Below are 18,902 nucleotides of genomic sequence, written 5' to 3' on the forward strand. Positions count from 1 at the left end.
CTACCGAAAGCTCTCCATGAAGATCAAGGACTCCGTCGTTTTCATCACCGGCGCCAATCGCGGCCTCGGGCTCGCGTATGCACGTGCCGCGCTCGCGGCCGGTGCGAAGAAGGTCTATGCAGCCGCGCGCGACCCGAAATCGATCACGCTCGAAGGCGTGCACGCCGTTGCGCTCGACGTGACGAAGCCCGAGCAGATCGAAGCTGCCGCCCGTGCCTGCGGCGACGTGACGCTGCTCGTCAACAACGCCGGCATCTCGCGCGGCTCGGGCCTGCTGTCGCCGGCGGCCATGGACGTGGCGCGCGACGAGTTCGAGACCAACTTCTTCGGCCCCTGGGCCTTGAGCCGCGCCTTCGCGCCGGTGCTGGCGAAGAACGGCGGCGGCGCCATCGTCAACGTGCTGTCGGCGCTGAGCTGGGTCAGCCTGCCGGGTGCGGCCACCTACAGCACCTCGAAGTCGGCCACCTGGTCGCTCAGCAACGGCCTGCGCAACGAATTGCGCGAGCAGGGCACGCAGGTCGTCAGCGTGCACGTGGCTTTCATGGATACGGACATGGCGAGCCATGTGCCGGGCGACAAGACATCGCCCGACGACGTCGCGAAGCAGACCTTCGCTGCCGTCGAATCCGGCCTGCCCGAAGTGCTGGCCGACGCGGTGACGCGCCAGGTCAAGCAGGGCTTCGTCGCGGACCCGCCGGCCTACGCGGCCGCGCGCTGAAGCGGGCGTTCGGGACGCGGCGCGGGCAGCAGCCGGCGCAGCGCCTCGAAGAACAGGTCGGACTGCTCGCGCTCGCCCTGGATCTGCGCCGCCACCTGCGCGGCCAGCGCCGCGTCGACCGGCATCAGCGGCCGGCCGGTGGATTGCGCAATCACCTGGTGCAGGCAGGCGCGTTCGAGATAGTAGAGGTCGTCGTAGGCATGGGCGATGTTCGCGCCGGCCACGATCACGCCGTGGTTGGCCAGGAATGCGATCTCCTTGCCGGCCATCGCATGGGCGATGCGCTCGCCCTCGCGGTCGTCGAGCGCCAGCCCGTTGTACTGCGCATCGACGGCGATGCGGTTCATGAAGCGCATCGCGTTTTGGCTCAGCGTCGGGTCGAGTGCGCGATCGGCCGTGAGCGTGAGGGCGGTCGCATAAGGCATATGGCAATGCAGCACCACCGCGTGGCCGGTGATGCGGTGCACCGCGCCGTGGATGAAGAGGGCAGTGGGCTCGACGCGATGGCGGCCGGCCAGCACCTCGCCGCGCACGTCGATCAGCACGATGTCGTCGGGGCCGATCTCGCTCCAGTGCAGGCCGCGCGGATTGATCAGGTAGCGGTCTTGCGCGCCGGGCAGGGCGACGCTGAAATGGTTGCACACGCCTTCGGAGAGGCCGTGATGCGCGGCGGCGCGCAATGCGAGCGCGAGGTTGTCGCGCAGGGCGCGGACGGCGGGGCTGGCGTAGTCGGATTCGGCGGACATGGCGATGGCTTTCAGGCGCGTACGACCGCGTTGAACGCGGCGACGAAATCCAGGGCGGCTTCGCGCACGGCGGCCGCGCTCTTGCCGGGTTTGTAGAGCGCCGATCCGATGCCGAATCCGGTGGCGCCGGCGTCGCGCCAGGCGCCCATGTTGGCGGGCGTGATGCCGCCCACGGGCATCAGCGGCGTGCCCTTCGGCAGCACCGCGAGCAGGGCCTTCACCACCGCGGGCGAGGCCAGTTCGGCGGGGAACAGCTTGAGCCCGCTCGCGCCGGCCGCAAGCGCGCCGAAGGCCTCGGTCGGCGTCATCACGCCGGGCAGACTGACGAGGCCCAGGCGGCGCGCTTCCGCCAGTACCTCGGCGTTGAAGTTGGGCGCCACGATCAGCTCGCCGCCAGCCGCATGCACCTCGCGCACCTGCTGCGCATCGAGCACCGTGCCGGCGCCGACCAGCGCATCCGGAAAGCGCCGGCGCAGCAGCGCGATGCTCTCGAGCGGCTGCGGCGAGTTGAGCGGCACTTCGAGCAGCCAGAAGCCCGACTCGACGATGGCATCGCCGACCTGCAGCGCCTCGGCCGGTGTCAGGCCGCGCAGGATCGCCACCAGCGGCAACTGCTGCATGGCGGCGGAGAATTTGTCCAGAAGCGAAGTCATGGTCTTGTTCTGTTTGCGTTGAGGAATGCCGACAGCGTGTGCAGGCCGGCCCAGGTCGCCTCGGCTCCCAGCGTCCGCACCGTATTGCCCGAGGCCTGCAGCGCCAGCAGGTAGCGCTGCGTCAGCGCCGGCGTGCCGATCAGCACCAGGTCGCCGGCGGCGTGGATCGATTGCGTGCGCAGTTCTTCTCCGATCAGAAGCCCCGAGAGATAGCTGGAGAGGTCGCCGGCCGACATGCGCTCGAACAGCGCGAGGGTGCGCGCGCCGAAGGCGTTGTGCAGCAGGCCCTGGCCGTTGTCGGCCTGCGTCACGCCTTCGAGAAAGGAGACTTCGTCCAGCGGCGCCTTTGCATCGAGCGTGCGTGCCAGGATCGAATGCCGGCTCAGGAGCGCATAGAACTCGCCGGTCATGAAGGTGCGGAAGCTCGTCACGCGGCCGCGCTTCACGGTGGCCCACTTGTTGTGCGTGCCGGGCAGTACGAAAACGCCGTCGGCGAGGCCCGTGAGCGCCATGGCGCCGAAGATCTGCACTTCTTCGCCGCGCATCACGTCGGGCACGCCGTCGTGCACGTCACTGAGGCCGGGCACGATCGCGATGCGGCCGGGCTCGATCTCGACGATCGCGCTGCCCACTTCGACCCGGCCCGATGGGCAGGGGCAGTAGGGCGCCTCGACCCAGCCCTGCTTGCTGCCGGCCATGCCCGAGATCAGGCAGAAGCTGCCGGCCGGGCGCATCCAGTCGCCGAACAGTTCTTCGAACACGGCCGGGAAGCCGCCCGGCGGGACCGTGAGGATGCCGCGCGGATACTCGCGCTCCTCGAGCACGCGGCCCTTGCCGTCGAGTCGCGCACCGCGCAATGAACTCGTGCCCCAGTCGATGGCGATCAGATGCATTCGGCGATTGTCTCTTGGAACGAAGGAGCCACGCTTTCCGTGCACGAATCCGAGGGGCGTCAGGGTTTGTCCTGCCGGGGCCTGGATTTCAATCATCATATGATAAGACTCGACAGTGCATGGGGGCCGAAGACCCCGATGCCGCAGGAGACAACAAATGCCCCATTCATTGAACGCAACGCGCAGCCGGCCGGTGCAGAAGACAGGCGTCGAGGCATGAGCCTCGACAGGCCCGAGGTGCTGGTTGTCGCACCCTTGATGCCCTTTCTGATGGACGCGCTGCAGCGCGAATACACGGTGCACGACCGGACGCACGTCAGCGACCCCGAAGCCTTCTCGGCCGCCGCTCCGCGCATCCGCGCCGTCGTTGCGAACGGCGAGGCCAAGGTGCCGCGCGAGCTGATGGCCCGCCTTCCCGCCCTGGAAGTGATCTCGGTATTCGGCGTCGGCTACGACGGCGTCGACGTGGCCGCGGCGCACGAGCGCGGCGTGCCGGTCACCAACACGCCGCAGGTGCTGAACGACGACGTGGCCGATCTGGCGATCGGCCTCCTGCTCTCGATCGCGCGCCGTATTCCCCAGGCCGACCGCTTCGTGCGCGACGGCGAGTGGCCGAAGGGCCCTTTCCCGCTGAACCGCAAGGTCACGGGCGCCCGCCTGGGCGTGGTCGGCATGGGCCGCATCGGACAGGCCATCGCGCACCGCGCGCGCGCCTTCGACATGCAGATCGCGTACACCGCGCGCTCGCCGCGCGCGGAGGTCGACCATGCCTACCATCCGGATGCGGTTTCGCTCGCCGCGGCCGTCGACTTCCTGGTCGTCATCACGCCGGGCGGCGCGGCGACGCGCGGCCTGATCGATGCGCGCGTGCTCGAGGCGCTCGGGCCGCAGGGCTACCTGATCAACGTGGCGCGCGGCAGCGTGGTCGACGAAGCGGCGCTGATCGCCGCGCTCTCGAACGGCGTCATCGCGGGCGCCGCCCTCGACGTCTACGCCAACGAACCGAATGTGCCGGCCGAGCTGCGCGCCATGCCCAACGTGGTGCTCACGCCGCACATGGCCAGCGGCACGAAGCAGACGCGCGAGGCCATGGCGCAACTGACCTTCGACAACCTGCGTGCCCATTTCGCGGGCGCGCCCCTGTTGACGCCCGTGGATGCCTGAGCGCGCGACGACGCACTGTCATGACCAAGAACACCCACGGCCGCACGCTCGAGCTGCTTGGCGAGGCGATCGTATCGCGCCGCTATGCCATCGGCGCGCCGATGCCCGCGGAGCCGCTCTTGTGCGATGAGTTCGGCGTCAGCCGCACGGTGGTGCGCGAAGCGGTGAAATCGCTGGTCGCCAAGGGCCTGATCGTCACGGGGCCGAAGGTCGGCACCCGCGTGCTGCCGGAGGACCGGTGGAACTGGTTCGATCCCGATGTGATCACCTGGCAGGCCCGCGCCGGCCTCACGCCCGAGTTCCTGCGCGACCTGCTGGACCTGCGGCGCGTGGTCGAGCCGGCAGCCGTGCGGCTGGCGGCCGAGCGCGCCACCGCGGCCGACATCGAGGAGATCGAGCTCGCCTACGCCGGCATGAAGCAGGCGGTCGAATACGGCGGTGACTACGTCACCAGCGACCTGCGCTTTCACCACGGACTGCTGGTCGCTGCAGGCAACCGCATGCTGGCCCAGATGAGCAAGGCGCTGAACGCGCTGCTGCGCACCAGCTTCGAGCTCTCGACCGCCAAGAAGGACGGGCCGGCCTTGTCGCTGCCCTTGCATCGGGCAGTGCTCGATGCAGTCATCGCGCACAACCCGGCACGCGCCGAGCGCGCCATCATCAAGCTCATCGACGGCGCGCGCGAAGACATCGAGGAGGTGCTCGGCTCGCGCCGTCGCCTGCCGCGCCTCGGCCGATCTCCGCCCCGGCTCAAGGCCGCTTGAGGCGCAGGCCGCATCCCTTTCCCAGCACCGCTCGTGGATCGAGCACCCACCGTCAAAAAAGGAGACACAGCATGAAATTCAAGGCACTCATGATTCCCACGCTGGTCGCGCTGGGGCTCGCTGCCGCCGGCCAGGCCGCGGCACAGGAGAAACTCACCGTCTGGTGGGGCAAGGGCTTCTATAAGGCGGAAGACGACGCGCTGCTCTCCGCCATCAAGAAGTTCGAGGCCAAGAACCCGAAGATCAAGGTCGACCTGTCGCTCTATGCGCCGCAGGAAATGATTCCGAAGTCGGTGGCTGCGCTCGACGCCGGCAATCCGCCCGACGTGGCCTACGGCGACGTCTACGACTTCCAGGTCACGGCCAAGTGGGCCTACGACGGCAAGCTCGAAGACGTGACCAGCATCCTCGACCCGATGCGTGCCAAGTTCGAGCCCGCGGCGCTGGCAACCACCTTCCTCTACAACGACGCCACCAAGAGCCGGGCCTACTACGCCTATCCGATCAAGCAGCAGACCATGCACATCCAGTACTGGAAGGACATGCTGGCGGAGGCGGGCTTCAAGGAGAGCGACATCCCGACCGACTGGAAGGGCTACTGGAGCTTCTGGTGCGACAAGGTGCAGGCCGGCTACCGCCAGAAGACCGGTACCCGCGTTTTCGGCACGGGCTTCCCGATGGGCGTGGATTCGAGCGACTCGTTCTACTCGTTCCTGACTTTCATGGATGCCTACAACGTGAAGCTGGTCAACGACGCGGGCAAGCTGACGGTCGACGACCCGGCGGTGCGCCAGGGCCTGATCAACGCGCTGACCGACTACACATCGGTCTATGCAAAGAACTGCACTCCGCCCTCGGCCACCAACTGGAAGGACCCGGACAACAACGTCGCCTTCCACAACAAGACCACGGTGCTCACCCACAACGCGACGATCTCGATCGCTGCCAAGTGGCTCGATGACTCCAACAATGCCAGCCTGACGGAAGAGCAGCGCGCCAATGCGAAGAAGAACTACACCGAGCGCATCGCTACCGCCGGCTTCCCCAACAAGCCCGACGGCTCCAAGATGGTGTACCGCGCAGCCGTGAAGACCGGCGTGATATTCAAGGATTCCAAGAACAAGGAGGCCGCGAAGAAATTCGTTGCCTTCATGCTCGACGACGCCAATCTCACGCCCTACGTCGAAGGCTCGCTCGGTCGCTGGTTCCCTGTGACCAAGGCGGCGCAGCAAAGCCCGTTCTGGAAGCAGGACCCGCATCGCACGGCGGTCTACAACCAGTTCATGGCCGGCACCACGCCCTTCGAATTCACCAAGAACTACAAGTTCACGGTGCTCAACAATGAGAACGTGTGGGCCAAGGCGATGAACCGCATCCTCAGCGAGAAAGTGCCGGTGGAAAAGGCCGCGGACGAGATGATCGCGCGCATCAAGGCGGTTGCGGGCTGAGCGTTTCAAGGGTTCGGCCGCGGCTCGGCGCCGTGGCCGTCCACCCCTCCATCATCTTCTCCGCTTGAACCACATCGGGGTGAACTGAACCATGACTCAAGCTGTCAGCACATTGCCGCACGTTGCGGCGCCGGCGTCCCGCGGCCTTTCCCGCTGGGAATTCTGGGGGCGCCTGTTCGTCGTGCCCTACCTGCTGGTGTTCGTCGTGTTCGTGCTGTACCCGGTGGGCTACGGCCTGTGGCTGGCCCGGCACCCGGCCAGCTACTCCAAGCTGTTCGACGACCCGATCTTTTTCCGCAGTGCCGTCAACACCATCGTTTTCCTGGTGGTGGCGATCAATCTCAAGATGGTCGCCGCGCTGGTGCTGTCGGGCTTCTTCATCAAGACGCGCTGGTGGATCAAGGCGCTCTCGGTGCTCTTCATCCTGCCCTGGGCGGTGCCCTCGATTCCGACCATCCTGTCGGTGCGCTTCATGCTCAATCCGGAGTGGGGCGTCATCAACTCGGTGATCTTCCGCCTCACGGGGCTCGACGGACCGAACTGGCTCAACGACCCGACGCTCGCGCTGTCGTTCTCGATGCTCATGCACATCTGGAAATCGCTGCCGTTCTGGACGCTGATCCTGGTGGCCGGGCGCCTGTCCATCCCGTCCGAGCAGTACGAAGCGGCCTCGGTCGATGGCGCGAGCAACTGGCAGAAATTCCGCTTCATCACCTGGCCGGCGATGCGCACGCTCTATGTCACGTCGACCATTTTGTCGGCCATCTGGACGCTGGGCGACTTCAACAGCGTCTACCTGCTCACGGGCGGCGGGCCGGCCGACCTCACGCACGTGCTGGCGACGCTGGGCATCCGCTACCTCCGGCTCGACCAGATGGACGTGGCCATGGCCTCGATCGTGGTCGCGTTGCCCCTCGTTCTGCCGCTGGTCTATTTCATGATGAAGAGGCTGTCCAAATGAAGCGATGGACCCTGCGCTCCGTCACCGCCGAAGCCAAGCTGCTGCTGATCGGCATCCCGGTGTTCCTGTGGACCATCATCCCGGTCTATCACATGTTCCTGTTCGCGATCTCGGAGCGCGATTCGGCCACCTCCGGCCGGCTGTGGCCCAAGAACCCGACGCTGCAGAACTTCGAGACCGTGTTCCAGCAGAAGCATTTCTATCTGTCGCACTTCTGGCAGCAGCTTGGCAACTCGCTTGTCATTGCGGTTGCGGTCGGACTGATCACGCTGATCGTGGCCACCACCGCCGCCTTCGCTATCAGCCGACTGCGGGTGCGGGGCGGGCGCACGGTGCTCAACATGGCCCTGTTCACCTACTTCATCCCGGCCGCCTTCCTGGCGGTGCCGATGTACAAGACGATGGCCAACTACGGGCTGCTCAACAACCAGTGGTCGCTGATTCTGGCGATGGTCACCATCGCCTCGCCCTACTGCATCTGGGTGCTCAAGCAGGCCTCGGACAAGCTGCCCTACGAGCTCGACGAGGCGGCGCGCATGGACGGCGCTACCCCAGTGCAGCTGTTTCGCCTGGTGTATTTGCCGCTGATGGTGCCCTCGATGGTGGCGGTGGGCACCTACGCGCTGCTGCTGGCCTGGAACGAATACCTCTACGCCTTCCTGCTGCTGTCGAACGAAACCGACATCACGCTCGGGGTGGCGCTGGGCAACTTCCTGGCGGCCGACGATTCGCCATGGGAATTGCTGATGGCTACCGGTTTCATCTATGCGCTGCCGCCGGCAGCGATTTACTACGCTTTCAAGCGCTACATGGTCGGCGGCCTGACGGCCGGCGCGGTCAAGAGCTAAGGGGAAACGAACAACATGGCATCCGTATCCTTCAACAACGTCAAGAAGTCCTATGGCAAGGTCGACGTCCTGCACGGGCTGGGCTTCGACATCGCCGATGGTGAATTCGTCGTGCTGGTCGGCCCCTCGGGGTGTGGCAAGTCGACGCTGCTGCGCATGCTGGCCGGTCTGGAAGACATCACCGGCGGCGAGATCCTGATCGACGGCCGGGTCGTGAACGAGCTCGAGTCCAAGGACCGCGACATCGCGATGGTTTTCCAGAGCTACGCGCTCTATCCGCACATGACGGTGGGCGAGAACATGGGCTTCAGCCTGCGCCTGCGCAATGCCGACAAGGCGGTCACCGGGCAGCGCGTGGCCGACGCCGCGAAGATCCTCAACCTCGATGCTTTGCTCGGACGCTATCCGCGCGAGCTTTCGGGCGGGCAGCGCCAGCGCGTGGCGATGGGGCGCGCCATCGTGCGCGATCCCAAGGTCTTCCTGTTCGACGAGCCGCTGTCCAACCTCGACGCCAAGCTGCGGGTGGCGATGCGGGCCGAGATCAAGGCCTTGCACCAGCGGCTCAAGACCACCACGGTGTACGTCACGCACGACCAGATCGAGGCCATGACCATGGCCGACCGCATCGTGGTCATGCACGACGGCATCGTCGAACAGATCGGCACGCCGCTGGAGCTCTACGACCGCCCCGACAACCTGTTTGTCGCGCAGTTCATCGGCTCTCCGGCGATGAACGTGATCGAGGGCGTGGTCCGGCGCAACGGCGAGGGCTGCAGCGTCGAGGCGCATGGCACGCGCTGGCCCGCGCCGGCCGCGACCGCGGCGGCCGACGGCCAGGCGGTGCACTACGGCATCCGCCCCGGCGACATCGCTCTCGCGAGCGCGGGCAGCGGCGTGCCGGCCAGGGTGATCGTGGTCGAGCCGACCGGCAACGAGACCGAGCTGTTGGTGCAGGTGGGCGAGGCGAAGATCATCGTGGTGGTGCACGGTCGCGTCGACGCAGCGCCGGACGACACCATCGGCCTCGTGATCGGCGCCGACAGCGCGCACCTGTTCGACAAGCAGAACAGCCGCCGGCTGAACTGAGCGCGGCGACCTGCCCATTGCTTGCTTCAATGGCCCCTATTGAGTCTTTGTATTTGGATATCGGCAGCATGTGGCGTAGATTGGCGAGGCGCCGCTGCACCAGCAGCGACGGTTCCACTTGCCTGCTGCCTAGCCAAATCCAACCAAGGAGATAGCCATGGAGTTGAAAGGATCGAGGACCGAGCAGAACCTGAAGGACGCCTTTGCAGGCGAATCGCAGGCCAACCGGCGCTACCTTTACTTCGCGAACAAGGCCGACATCGAAGGCCAGAACGATGTGGCGGCGCTGTTCCGCTCCACCGCCGAAGGCGAAACCGGCCATGCGCACGGCCACCTGGAATTCCTGGAGCACGGTTCGGGCGACCCGGCCACGGGACTGCCGATCGGCGACAGCCGCCTGAACCTGCAGGCCGCCGTGGCGGGTGAAACTCACGAGTACACCGACATGTACCCCGGCATGGCCAGGCAGGCGCGCGAAGAAGGCTTCGACGAGATCGCCAACTGGTTCGAGACGCTGGCCAAGGCCGAGCGCTCGCACGCCAACCGCTATACCAAGGCGCTGGACGCGCTGGCCGACTGATTCGGCGTAGGCGCCTGGCGCCGCCTCATGACGAATCGAGAAGGCAATCTCGAGGCTCCGACACGCCATCCGGTGGATTGGAAGAGCCCAGAGTTCTACGACTCCGTCTCCTGCGAGAAGGAGATGGAGCGGATCTTCGACATCTGCCACGGCTGCCGGCGCTGCGTGAGCCTGTGCCAGGCTTTCCCGACGCTCTTCGACCTGGTCGATGCCACCGAAGAGGGCGAGGTCCATGCCGTGTCCAAGAAGGACTTCGCGAGCGTCGTCGACCAGTGCTACCTGTGCGACCTCTGCTACATGACCAAGTGCCCCTACGTGCCGCCGCATCCGTGGAACGTGGATTTTCCGCACACCATGCTGCGCGCCAAGGCCATCAAGTTCAAGAGCGGCGGAGTCGCCGCCGGCGAGAAGCTGCTGGCCTCGACCGACGTGCACGGCCAGTTTGCCGGCATTCCTGTCGTGGTGCAGGCCGTCAATGCGCTGAACAAGACCAAGCCGGTGCGCAGGCTGCTCGACGGCGCGCTGCACGTGCACCCCAATGCCTGGCTGCCCGACCTGGCGACGAAGCGCTTCCGATGGAGCGCGCCCAAGGATGGAACGGCCAAGCCGGTGGTGGACGGCGAGCGCGCGCCCGGCAAGGTCGCGATCTTCTCGACCTGCTACGTCAACTACAACGAGCCCGGCATCGGGCTGGACCTGATCAAGCTGCTCGAGCACAACGCCATCCCCTACACCGTGGTCGAGAAGGAGAGCTGCTGCGGCATGCCCAAGCTGGAGCTCGGCGATCTCGACGGCGTGGCAAAGCACAAGGAGGCCAACATCCCGGTGCTCGCGAGATACGCGCGGGACGGCTATGCGATCCTGTCGGCGATTCCGTCGTGCACGCTGATGTTCAAGCAGGAGCTGCCCTTGCTCTTTCCCGACGACGCCGAGGTCAAGCTCGTGCAGCAGGCGATGTTCGACCCCTTCGAATACCTGATCGCGCGCCACAAGGACGGCTTGCTGAAAACCGACTTCAAGGCCGCGCTGGGCAAGGTGAGCTACCACATCCCCTGCCACGGCCGCGTGCAGAAGATCGGCCGCAAGACCGAGGAGATGTTCAAGCTGATTGGCCAGACGGTGGCGGTGCAGCTCAACACGGTCGAGCGCTGCTCGGGCCATGCCGGTACCTACGGCGTGAAGACGGCCACCCATCCGGTCGCGATGAAGATCGGCAAGCCGGTGTTCAAGGCGATGGCGAAGGACGCGCCCGACTACATCAGTTCCGACTGCGCGCTGGCCGGCCACCACATCGCGCAGGGCATGGCGCAAGACGCATTGCCGGCCGCCCCGCTGCAGCATCCGCTCAGCCTGGTGCGCAAGGCCTACGGTTTGGAGTGAACATGGGCATCACCCGCGACAGTCTGATGACGCTCGAGGCCTACGCGAAGATTCGCAAGAGCAGCACGCCGGAGTTCATCGCGCACCGCCGGCTGCGCACGGTGCCCCTGGGCGAGCATGTCAGCATCCAGTTCGAGGACGAAACGACCATCCGGCGCCAGATCCAGGAGATGCTGCACATCGAGAAGATCTTCGACGAAGAGGGCATCCAGAGCGAGATCGATGCCTATTCGGCGCTGGTGCCCGACGGCAGCAACTGGAAGGCGACCATGCTGATCGAATACCCCGACGTGCACGAGCGAAAGCGCGAACTCGCCAGGCTCATCGGCATGGAGGACCGCGTGTTCGTCGAGGTCGAAGGCCACGGGCGCATCTACGCGATCGCCGACGAAGACATGGAGCGCGAGAACGCCGAGAAGACCTCGGCTGTCCACTTCGTGCGCTTCGAGTTCGGCGATGCCGCGCGCGCGGCGGTGCGTGCGGGCGCGAGCGTCAAGCTGGGCTGCGACCACACCAACTACCCGGCGCTCGCGAGCATCGCGCCGGAGACGCTGGCGAGCCTGGCGGGCGACTTGGCTTAGGGCGTCAGATTGGTGATCCGGTTGGTCGCCGGCGGCGCGAGCGGGCTGTTGGCCGCGATGTAGGCCTCGAGTGCATCCACGTCCTGGTCGCCGCCCAGCGAATCGGTGCCCTGGTTGAAGATGGTGAAATTGTCGCCGCCGGTGGCCAGGAAGCTGTTCATCGTCACGCGGTAGTTCGCCGCATCGGTCATCGCGGTGCCGTTGAGCGCCATGGCCGTGATGCGCGAGCCGGCCGGCTGCGCGAGGTTGTAGCTGTAGGTCAAGGATTTCGACGGCAGCAGCACGCGCGGCGAGGCCACCGTGTTGGTGCCGCTGTTGAACTGCTGCTCGAGCAGCGCCTTGATCTGCGCGCCTGTCATCGTCTTCACGACCAGGCTGTTGCCGAAGGGTTGCACGCTGAAGATCTGGCCGTAGCTCACGTCGCCGCTGGCGGCCGGCACCAGGTCGGCGCGCACGCCGCCCGGATTCATGAAGGCGATCTGCGCGCCGCCCTTGGCCGGCGCGGTGGTGGCGGCGAGCTGCGCATCGGCGATCAGGTTGCCGAGCGCGTTCTCGCGCGAGGGTATGACCTGCGTGCGAGTCACCGGCCCCGAAAGCTGGCCCACCACGCGCTGCACGAGCGGGGCGGCCACGGCGGCGTACTGCGAGATCAGCGCGGCGACCTCCTGGTTCTTGCCGAAAACGGGGTACTGGTCGGTGAGCGCCACGGTCGTGGCGCCGCTGGTGAAGGCCTCGCCCTGGACGATCACGTTGTCGGCCTTCTTGGCGGTGACCTTGCGCGTGCGCGTGTCGATGGTGATGTCGATGTCGGTCAGCAAGGTGCCGTACTGGCCCGCGCTGGTCAGCAGGAAAGGCTTGGCCGGGTTGGTCTTGCCGTAGTCGCAGATGTAGGGACGGTGCGTGTGGCCCGAGATCACCACGTCGACCTGCGCATCGAGCTTGTCGAGGATCGGCAGGATGTCGCCCGACAGCCCTGCGCAGCTCTTGTCGTTGTAGCCCACGGTGGTGGTGCCGCCTTCGTGGACGACGACGACGATGGCATCTGCACCCTGCGACTTGAGCTGCGGGATCAGCGCGTTGGCCGTCTCCGCTTCGTCCGTGAAGTTCAGGCCTGCGACGCCCGAGGGCGTGACGATGGTCGGCGTGCCCTTGAGCGTCATGCCGATGAAGCCCACCTTCACCGTCGCGCCGTCCTTGGTGAAGCTCTTGATGCCGGTCGCGGGGAACAGCGTGCTGCCGTCGCTCTTCACGGTATTGGCGGCCAGGAAGCCGAAGTTGGCGCCGGGGAAGGCCTTGTTCACGCGGCAGGGCTCGAGCGGCGTGTTCTTGGCGCAGCCGCCGTTCTTCATGCGCAGCAGTTCGGTCTGGCCCTTGTCGAATTCATGGTTGCCGACGGCGTTGAAGTCGATCTTCATCTGGTTCACCGCCTCGATGGTCGGCTCGTCGAGGAAGAGCGCCGACACCAGTGGCGATGCGCCGATCATGTCGCCGGCCGAGACCACGGCGTTGTTCGGGTTCTTGGCCTTGAGCGACGCGATGGCCGAGGCCATGTAGGCTGCGCCGCCGGCCGGCACCGCGACCGTGCCGCCGGCGGCAGCCGGCGCGGTGATCGACAGCCTGGGCGGCTCCAGGTTGCCGTGCAGGTCGTTGAAGCTGATGAGCTTCACGTCGATGCTGGCCGGCGTGCTCGGCGTGTCGGGACTGGCAGGTGGCGGAACAAAAGGAATGCCGCCCGAGCCGCCGCTGCCGCCGCAGGCGGAGAGCAGGGCGGCAGCGATCGCGCCGGCGAGCGCGGCGTGCTTCAACGAGATGTGCATGAAGGTCCTCTTCCCGGTGCGTGTGGTGATGACGCGCATGCTAGGAAGCGCCTGTGACGCAAGCGTGACCCGCACCGGCTCGACTCAGAGGGCCGATGACAGGCCCATGAAAAAGGGCGCCGAAGCGCCCCTTGTGCAGTGGTCGTGTGCTTAGCGACCGAAGGAGCGGCCACCGCCGCCGCCACCGCCGTAGCCGCCGCCCGAGCGACCGCCACCGCCGCCCGAACGGCCACCGCCGCCGGAACGGTTGCCGCCGTACCCGCCACCACCGCCGCCGCTGCGGCCACCGCGACCGCGGCCGGCGCTCATGATGTCGACGCTGGTGCGCAACGGATCGGGCTGGCCTTCGCCGCCGCCGACCGCTTCGGCGCGCAGATGCGCCACCGCGTTGGCCTGCGTCGGGCTGTGGCTGTTGCCGTGGTGGCGCGGCTGGCGCTCGTCGTGCGGCAGATGGCCTTGCACCACGTGGTGCGGCGCATGGTGCGGCGTGCGCGCCGGAGCTTGCGGTCCGCGTGCCGGGCCGGGTCCACGCCCGCCGCCCTGGGCGCGCTGGCCCTGGCCGCCGCCGTTGCGGCCGCCCGGTGCGCCCTGGCCGGCAGCGCCGCCGCGCCGCTGGCCGCCGCCATTGCCGCCGCCAGCGCCGCTGCGCTGTTCGCCCTGACCCGCCTTGTTGTCACGGATGCGCTGCATCATTTCCTGCCGCGCGGCCTTGGCCGCTGCCTGCATCACTTCGCGGCTCGGCGGGCGGCCGGCGCCGCCCCAGATGGTCTGGCGCCCCATCGCGATGGGCTCGGCGCGCTCGCCTTCCTCGGGGCCGAAGCCGTCGATCAGCTTGACCGGGATCTGCTGCTTGGTGAAGCGCTCGATTTCCTGCATGAAGCCTTCTTCGTCGAGACAGACCAGGCTCACCGCCTCGCCGCTCGCGCCCGCGCGGCCGGTGCGGCCGATGCGGTGCACGTAGTCTTCGCTGACGTTGGGAATCTCGTAGTTCACGACGTGCGGCAGTTCGTCGATGTCGATGCCGCGGGCCGCGATGTCGGTCGCCACCAGCGCTCGGATGTCGCCGCTCTTGAAGCCGGCCAGCGCCTGGGTGCGCGCGCTCTGGCTCTTGTTGCCGTGCAGCGCCATCGCTTCGATGCCGTTCTTGGTCAGGAACTCGGCCACGTTGTTGGCGCCGAACTTGGTGCGGGTGAACACCAGCACCTGGCTCCAGTTGTGCTCGTTGATGATGTGCGCGAGCAGCGCCTTCTTCTTGCCGCGGCCCACCGGATGGATCACCTGCGTGATGCGCTGCACCGTGGTGTTGCGCGGCGTGACCTGGATGCTCTGCGGGTTCTTGAGCAGCGTGGCGGCCAGGTCGCGGATCTCGTCGCTGAAGGTGGCGGAGAAGAGCAGGCTCTGCTTTTCCTTCGGCACCAGCGCGAGGATCTTCTTCACGTCGTGGATGAAGCCCATGTCGAGCATGCGGTCGGCCTCGTCGAGCACCAGGATCTGGACCTGCGACAGGTCGAGCATGCCTTGCTGCTGCAGGTCGAGCAGGCGGCCGGGCGTGGCGACCAGGATGTCGACGCCGCTCTTCAACTTGCTGATCTGCGGGTTCATGCCGACGCCGCCGAAGATCACGGTCGAGCTCAGCTGCAGGTATTTGCCATAGGTGCGCACCGACTCTTCGACCTGGGCCGCGAGTTCGCGCGTGGGGGTCAGCACCAGGGCACGGATGCCGGTGCCGCCGAACTTGTTGGTGGCGCTGCGGCTCATCGTGAGCTTGTGCAGCATCGGCAGCGTGAAGGCGGCCGTCTTGCCGGTGCCGGTCTGGGCGCCGCCGAGAAGGTCGTGGCCGTCGAGCACCGCCGGAATGGCCTGGGCCTGGATCGGGGTGGGGGTGTCGTAGCCGTGCTCATGCACAGCCTTCAAGATGGCCGGGGCCAGCTTCAGTTCATCAAAGTTCATTGAGTTCAACAAGCGCCTTACACGGCGCAGTGGTATTCGCCCGCTACGGCGTCTTGGCGACGTCGAGCCAGTAAAGGCGAATGAGGGTCAGGAGTGGGAGCCTGAAAGCCTTGAGATGGGCCTTCGTCGTCCCCGGCGGAGGGCCGGTGCTGCGGGCAACTGGACCCGGCAACAGGCGTTATTGTCGCATGAGTCGGGTTTGCCCGCCTTCAGCCCGGCCGAGATAGACGAACATGCCGTGGATGGGCTCGCGCTGGTCCTCGCGTATCGGCGCGCGAACCAGCTGGACCAGTTCGAAGCCGTGCTGCATGGCCATCTCGCGCAGGTAGCGCTCGGAATGCGCATAGCGCAGGCTCGGCAGCAGTTCGAAATCGGTGCTTTCGTCGGCAGCGCGTTCGGCCGAAAAGCAGAAGAGCCCCTTCGCTTCCATCGCGCGGTCCAGCGCGGCGAAAACCGGCGCCAGGTCGCCCACATAGATGAAGACATCGGCAGCCGTGACCAGGTCGTAGCGTTCGTCCGTGCCTCGCAGGTAGTCCACGATGTCCGCGTGAACGAGGCGGTCGTAGAGGCCGAGGGCCCGTGCCTTGTCCATCATCTGGCTGGACAGGTCGACGCCTGCGAGCCGTTGCGTCATCGGCTTCAGCAACGGCGCGCAGAGCCCTGTTCCGCAGCCGAGGTCGAGGGCCGAGCGAAAAGGGCCGCGGTCCAATGCGGCCAGATGCCTGGCCAGCGTGCTGTGCGCGCGGTAGCCGAGCAGGCCCACCAGATGTGCATCGAATTGATCGGCGTAGTCGTCGAAAAGGGTCTCGACGTAGTGCGCCGGCGCCGTCGCCGGAACAGCCTGCGCAGAGACGGACGCCAGGTAGTAGCGGTGAAGTTCGGGATCGGCGCCGTGCGCCAGGGCTTGCCTGAAGGCGTCGGCAGCTTCCTCGTTGCGCTTCATTTCCCGCAGGATGCCGCCGCGATTGCTCCAGGCCTGCGCCAGGGTGGGGTCCGCGGCCAGCGCGCGGTCATAGGAGGCGAGCGCCTGTTCGGGCCGATCCAGCGCCTGCAGCGTCTGGCCGTGGCGAAACCATGGTTCGGCGGGAGGCAGGGTGCCGAGCTGCAGCACCTTCTCATAGCCGGCCAATGCTTCGCGGTGGCGATTCAACAGGCCGAGCGCGGTGGCCTTGTGAAACCACGCGTCGACGTTGTCGGCCTCGAGCGCCAGCACTTGATCGGCCACCGCCAGGGCCTCTTGCGGGCGCGACAGCTCCAGCTGCGTGGCGGCGAGATTGATCAGGGTCGAGATGCGGCCCGGAAAGAGCGCGAGCGAAGCCATGAAGAGCTGCTCGGCGGCATCGAAGCGGGCTGTTTCGAAGGCCTTCAGCCCGTCGAAGAAGAGCTCTTTGGCCTGGTCGAAGGCATCGTGGGCGGGTGCGGCACACATAGGCGGGTGCGGCCGAGAATAGCAGCGCTTCGGGCCCCCGTTCAAGGAATCGAGCCCCTGCGTTAGACTTGGCGGCAAACCCCCGGTCGGAAACGCGCTGCAGCAGCAAGCGCCTGCCATGCAAGGCAGATTCGCATCGATCCTCGCACAAGATCGTTGCCGGGTTTCCCGACCACCCCGAGCAGTCCCCATCACCGAACAGAGATAGACATGGCCCAGTACGTCTACACCATGAACAAGGTCAGCAAGACCGTGCCGCCCAAGCGGCAGATCTTGAAGGACATTTCGCTTTCCTTTTTTCCCGGCGCCAAGATCGGCGTGCTGGGCCTGAACGGCTCCGGCAAATCGTCGCTGCTCAGGATCATGGCCGGCATCGACAAGGAGATCGAGGGCGAGGCGCTGCCGATGCCGGGCCTCACGATCGGCTACCTCGAACAGGAGCCCAAGCTCAACCCTGCCCATACCGTGCGCGAATCGGTCGAGGAAGCGATGGGTGCGGTCTACGCGGCCAAGGCGCGCCTCGAAGAGGTGTACGTGGCCTATGGCGCCGAAGACGCCGACTTCGACGCGCTCGCGGCCGAGCAGGCCCAACTCGAAGCCATCATCGCGACCGCCGGCACCGATTCCGAGCACCAGCTCGAGATCGCGGCCGATGCGCTGCGACTGCCGCCGTGGGACGCCAACATCGGCGTGCTCTCGGGCGGCGAGAAGCGCCGCGTGGCGCTGTGCCGCCTGCTGCTGTCCAAGCCCGACATGCTGCTGCTCGACGAACCCACCAACCACCTGGATGCCGAATCGGTCGAGTGGCTCGAAGTGTTCCTGCAGCGCTTTCCGGGCACCGTGGTGGCCATCACCCACGACCGCTACTTCCTCGACAACGCCGCCGAATGGATTCTCGAACTCGACCGCGGCCGCGGCATCCCGTGGAAGGGCAACTACAGCACCTGGCTCGAGCAGAAGGGCGAACGCCTTGCGCAGGAGCAGAAGAGCGAGGAAGCCCACGCCAAGGCCCTGAAGAAGGAACTCGAGTGGTCGCGCCAGAACCCGAAGGCGCGCCAGGCCAAGAGCAAGTCGCGCCTGGCCCGCTTCGAGGAGCTGAGCGATTTCGAATACCAGAAGCGCAACGAAACGCAGGAAATCTTCATTCCCGTGGCGGAGCGGCTGGGCAACCAGGTGTTCGAGTTCAAGAACGTCAGCAAGTCCTTCGGCGATCGCCTCCTGATCGACAACCTGAGCTTCGAGGTTCCCGCCGGTGCGATCGTCGGCATCATCGGCCCGAATGGCGCCGGCAAGTCCACGCTGTTCAAGCTGATCGCGGGCAAGGAGAAGCCGGACAGCGGCGAGGTGATCGTCGGCCAGACGGTCAAGATGGCTTTCGTCGACCAGACCCGCGACGCGCTCGCCAACGAGAAGACGGTGTGGCAAGACATCTCCAACGGCCTCGACATCATCAACGTCGGCAAGTTCCAGATGGCGAGCCGCGCCTATGCCGGGCGCTTCAACTTCAACGGCGCCGACCAGCAGAAGAAGGTCGGCACCCTGTCCGGCGGCGAACGCGGGCGGCTGCACCTGGCCAAGACCCTGATCGCGGGCGGCAACGTGCTGATGCTGGACGAACCCTCGAACGACCTGGACGTCGAAACGCTGCGCGCGCTGGAAGACGCCCTGCTCGAGTTCGCGGGCTCGGTGCTGGTGATCAGCCACGACCGCTGGTTCCTCGACCGCATCGCGACCCACATCCTCGCGGCCGAAGGCGACAGCCAGTGGACCTTCTTCAACGGCAACTACCAGGAGTACGAGGTCGACAAGAAGAAGCGCCTGGGCGAGGAAGGCGCCAAGCCGCATCGGATGCGCTTCAAGGCGCTGAAGTAACAATGCGCTGAA

Annotated in this window: 17 protein-coding genes; 11 read left to right on the top strand and 6 right to left on the bottom strand. The window is 66.5% G+C overall.

Annotation, left to right across the window (positions count from 1 at the left end):
- Positions 1-16: 16 nt before the first annotated feature.
- Positions 17-718 (top strand): SDR family oxidoreductase, encoded by a 702-nt coding sequence (locus tag EJI01_RS08180; protein WP_126836625.1) that lies wholly within the window; start codon positions 17-19, stop codon positions 716-718.
- On the opposite strand, the gene EJI01_RS08185 is transcribed toward EJI01_RS08180, so the two are convergent.
- Genes EJI01_RS08185 through EJI01_RS08195 form a run of 3 tightly spaced genes read right to left on the bottom strand, consistent with a single transcriptional unit; the run spans position 700 to position 3,010 of the window.
- Positions 700-1,464: an aldolase gene (locus tag EJI01_RS08185; RefSeq protein ID WP_126836626.1), complete on the bottom strand. Its 765-nt coding sequence runs from the start codon at positions 1,462-1,464 to the stop codon at positions 700-702. The two genes, EJI01_RS08180 and EJI01_RS08185, sit on opposite strands and share 19 nt — an antisense overlap.
- A gap of 11 nt (positions 1,465-1,475) precedes the next feature.
- Positions 1,476-2,117 carry a 2-dehydro-3-deoxy-6-phosphogalactonate aldolase gene (locus tag EJI01_RS08190; RefSeq protein WP_126836627.1) on the bottom strand — a complete coding sequence of 214 codons (642 nt, stop codon included), beginning with the start codon at positions 2,115-2,117 and terminating at the stop codon, positions 1,476-1,478.
- On the bottom strand, positions 2,114-3,010 hold the full coding sequence (locus EJI01_RS08195; RefSeq protein WP_126836628.1) for a 2-dehydro-3-deoxygalactonokinase: 897 nt from the start codon (positions 3,008-3,010) through the stop codon (positions 2,114-2,116). Before EJI01_RS08195 ends, EJI01_RS08190 begins: the two co-directional genes overlap by 4 nt.
- Positions 3,011-3,226: 216 nt before the next feature.
- On the opposite strand from EJI01_RS08195, the gene EJI01_RS08200 reads away from it, so the two are divergent.
- The 9 genes from EJI01_RS08200 to EJI01_RS08240 all read left to right on the top strand — a co-directional run bounded on the left by EJI01_RS08200 (position 3,227) and on the right by EJI01_RS08240 (position 11,822).
- The gene (locus EJI01_RS08200; protein ID WP_126836629.1) at positions 3,227-4,174 is read left to right on the top strand and encodes a 2-hydroxyacid dehydrogenase; all 948 of its coding nucleotides are present in this window, start codon (positions 3,227-3,229) and stop codon (positions 4,172-4,174) included.
- Positions 4,175-4,194: 20 nt separating this feature from the next.
- Entirely contained in the window at positions 4,195-4,938 is a 744-nt protein-coding gene (locus tag EJI01_RS08205; protein ID WP_126836630.1) for a FadR/GntR family transcriptional regulator, read from the top strand.
- 71 nt (positions 4,939-5,009) lie between these two features.
- A complete protein-coding gene (locus tag EJI01_RS08210; protein WP_126836631.1) occupies positions 5,010-6,386 on the top strand; it encodes an extracellular solute-binding protein in 1,377 nt (458 codons plus the stop codon).
- A 91-nt stretch (positions 6,387-6,477) separates the two neighbouring features.
- A complete protein-coding gene (locus EJI01_RS08215) occupies positions 6,478-7,347 on the top strand; it encodes a carbohydrate ABC transporter permease (RefSeq protein ID WP_126836632.1) in 870 nt (289 codons plus the stop codon).
- Positions 7,344-8,195 carry a carbohydrate ABC transporter permease gene (locus tag EJI01_RS08220; protein WP_126836633.1) on the top strand — a complete coding sequence of 284 codons (852 nt, stop codon included), beginning with the start codon at positions 7,344-7,346 and terminating at the stop codon, positions 8,193-8,195. The genes EJI01_RS08215 and EJI01_RS08220 overlap by 4 nt, the downstream gene beginning before the upstream one ends.
- Before the next feature lie 15 nt (positions 8,196-8,210).
- Complete coding sequence (locus tag EJI01_RS08225) at positions 8,211-9,281, top strand: ABC transporter ATP-binding protein (RefSeq protein WP_126836634.1); 1,071 nt, start codon at positions 8,211-8,213, stop codon at positions 9,279-9,281.
- Positions 9,282-9,438: 157 nt separating this feature from the next.
- The gene (locus EJI01_RS08230) at positions 9,439-9,861 is read left to right on the top strand and encodes a rubrerythrin family protein (RefSeq protein WP_126836635.1); all 423 of its coding nucleotides are present in this window, start codon (positions 9,439-9,441) and stop codon (positions 9,859-9,861) included.
- Positions 9,862-9,888: 27 nt separating this feature from the next.
- Positions 9,889-11,241, top strand: a complete 1,353-nt coding sequence (locus EJI01_RS08235) for a (Fe-S)-binding protein (RefSeq protein WP_126836636.1) — start codon at positions 9,889-9,891, stop codon at positions 11,239-11,241.
- A gap of 2 nt (positions 11,242-11,243) precedes the next feature.
- Positions 11,244-11,822, top strand: coding sequence for a DUF3501 family protein (locus EJI01_RS08240; RefSeq protein WP_126836637.1), 579 nt, complete (start codon positions 11,244-11,246; stop codon positions 11,820-11,822).
- On the opposite strand, the gene EJI01_RS08245 is transcribed toward EJI01_RS08240, so the two are convergent.
- From EJI01_RS08245 to EJI01_RS08255, 3 genes are all read right to left on the bottom strand, one after another.
- On the bottom strand, positions 11,819-13,639 hold the full coding sequence (locus tag EJI01_RS08245) for a bifunctional metallophosphatase/5'-nucleotidase (RefSeq protein ID WP_126836638.1): 1,821 nt from the start codon (positions 13,637-13,639) through the stop codon (positions 11,819-11,821). The two genes, EJI01_RS08240 and EJI01_RS08245, sit on opposite strands and share 4 nt — an antisense overlap.
- 150 nt (positions 13,640-13,789) lie before the next feature.
- On the bottom strand, positions 13,790-15,589 hold the full coding sequence (locus tag EJI01_RS08250) for a DEAD/DEAH box helicase (RefSeq protein ID WP_126836639.1): 1,800 nt from the start codon (positions 15,587-15,589) through the stop codon (positions 13,790-13,792).
- 178 nt (positions 15,590-15,767) lie between these two features.
- Positions 15,768-17,018 carry a methyltransferase domain-containing protein gene (locus tag EJI01_RS08255; RefSeq protein ID WP_185878866.1) on the bottom strand — a complete coding sequence of 417 codons (1,251 nt, stop codon included), beginning with the start codon at positions 17,016-17,018 and terminating at the stop codon, positions 15,768-15,770.
- A gap of 210 nt (positions 17,019-17,228) precedes the next feature.
- Between EJI01_RS08255 and ettA the strand changes: the two genes are divergently transcribed.
- The gene (gene ettA / locus EJI01_RS08260) at positions 17,229-18,890 is read left to right on the top strand and encodes an energy-dependent translational throttle protein EttA (protein ID WP_126836641.1); all 1,662 of its coding nucleotides are present in this window, start codon (positions 17,229-17,231) and stop codon (positions 18,888-18,890) included.
- Positions 18,891-18,902 lie beyond the last annotated feature (12 nt).

The organism is Variovorax sp. MHTC-1, from assembly GCF_003984645.1.
Lineage (GTDB): Bacteria > Pseudomonadota > Gammaproteobacteria > Burkholderiales > Burkholderiaceae_C > Variovorax.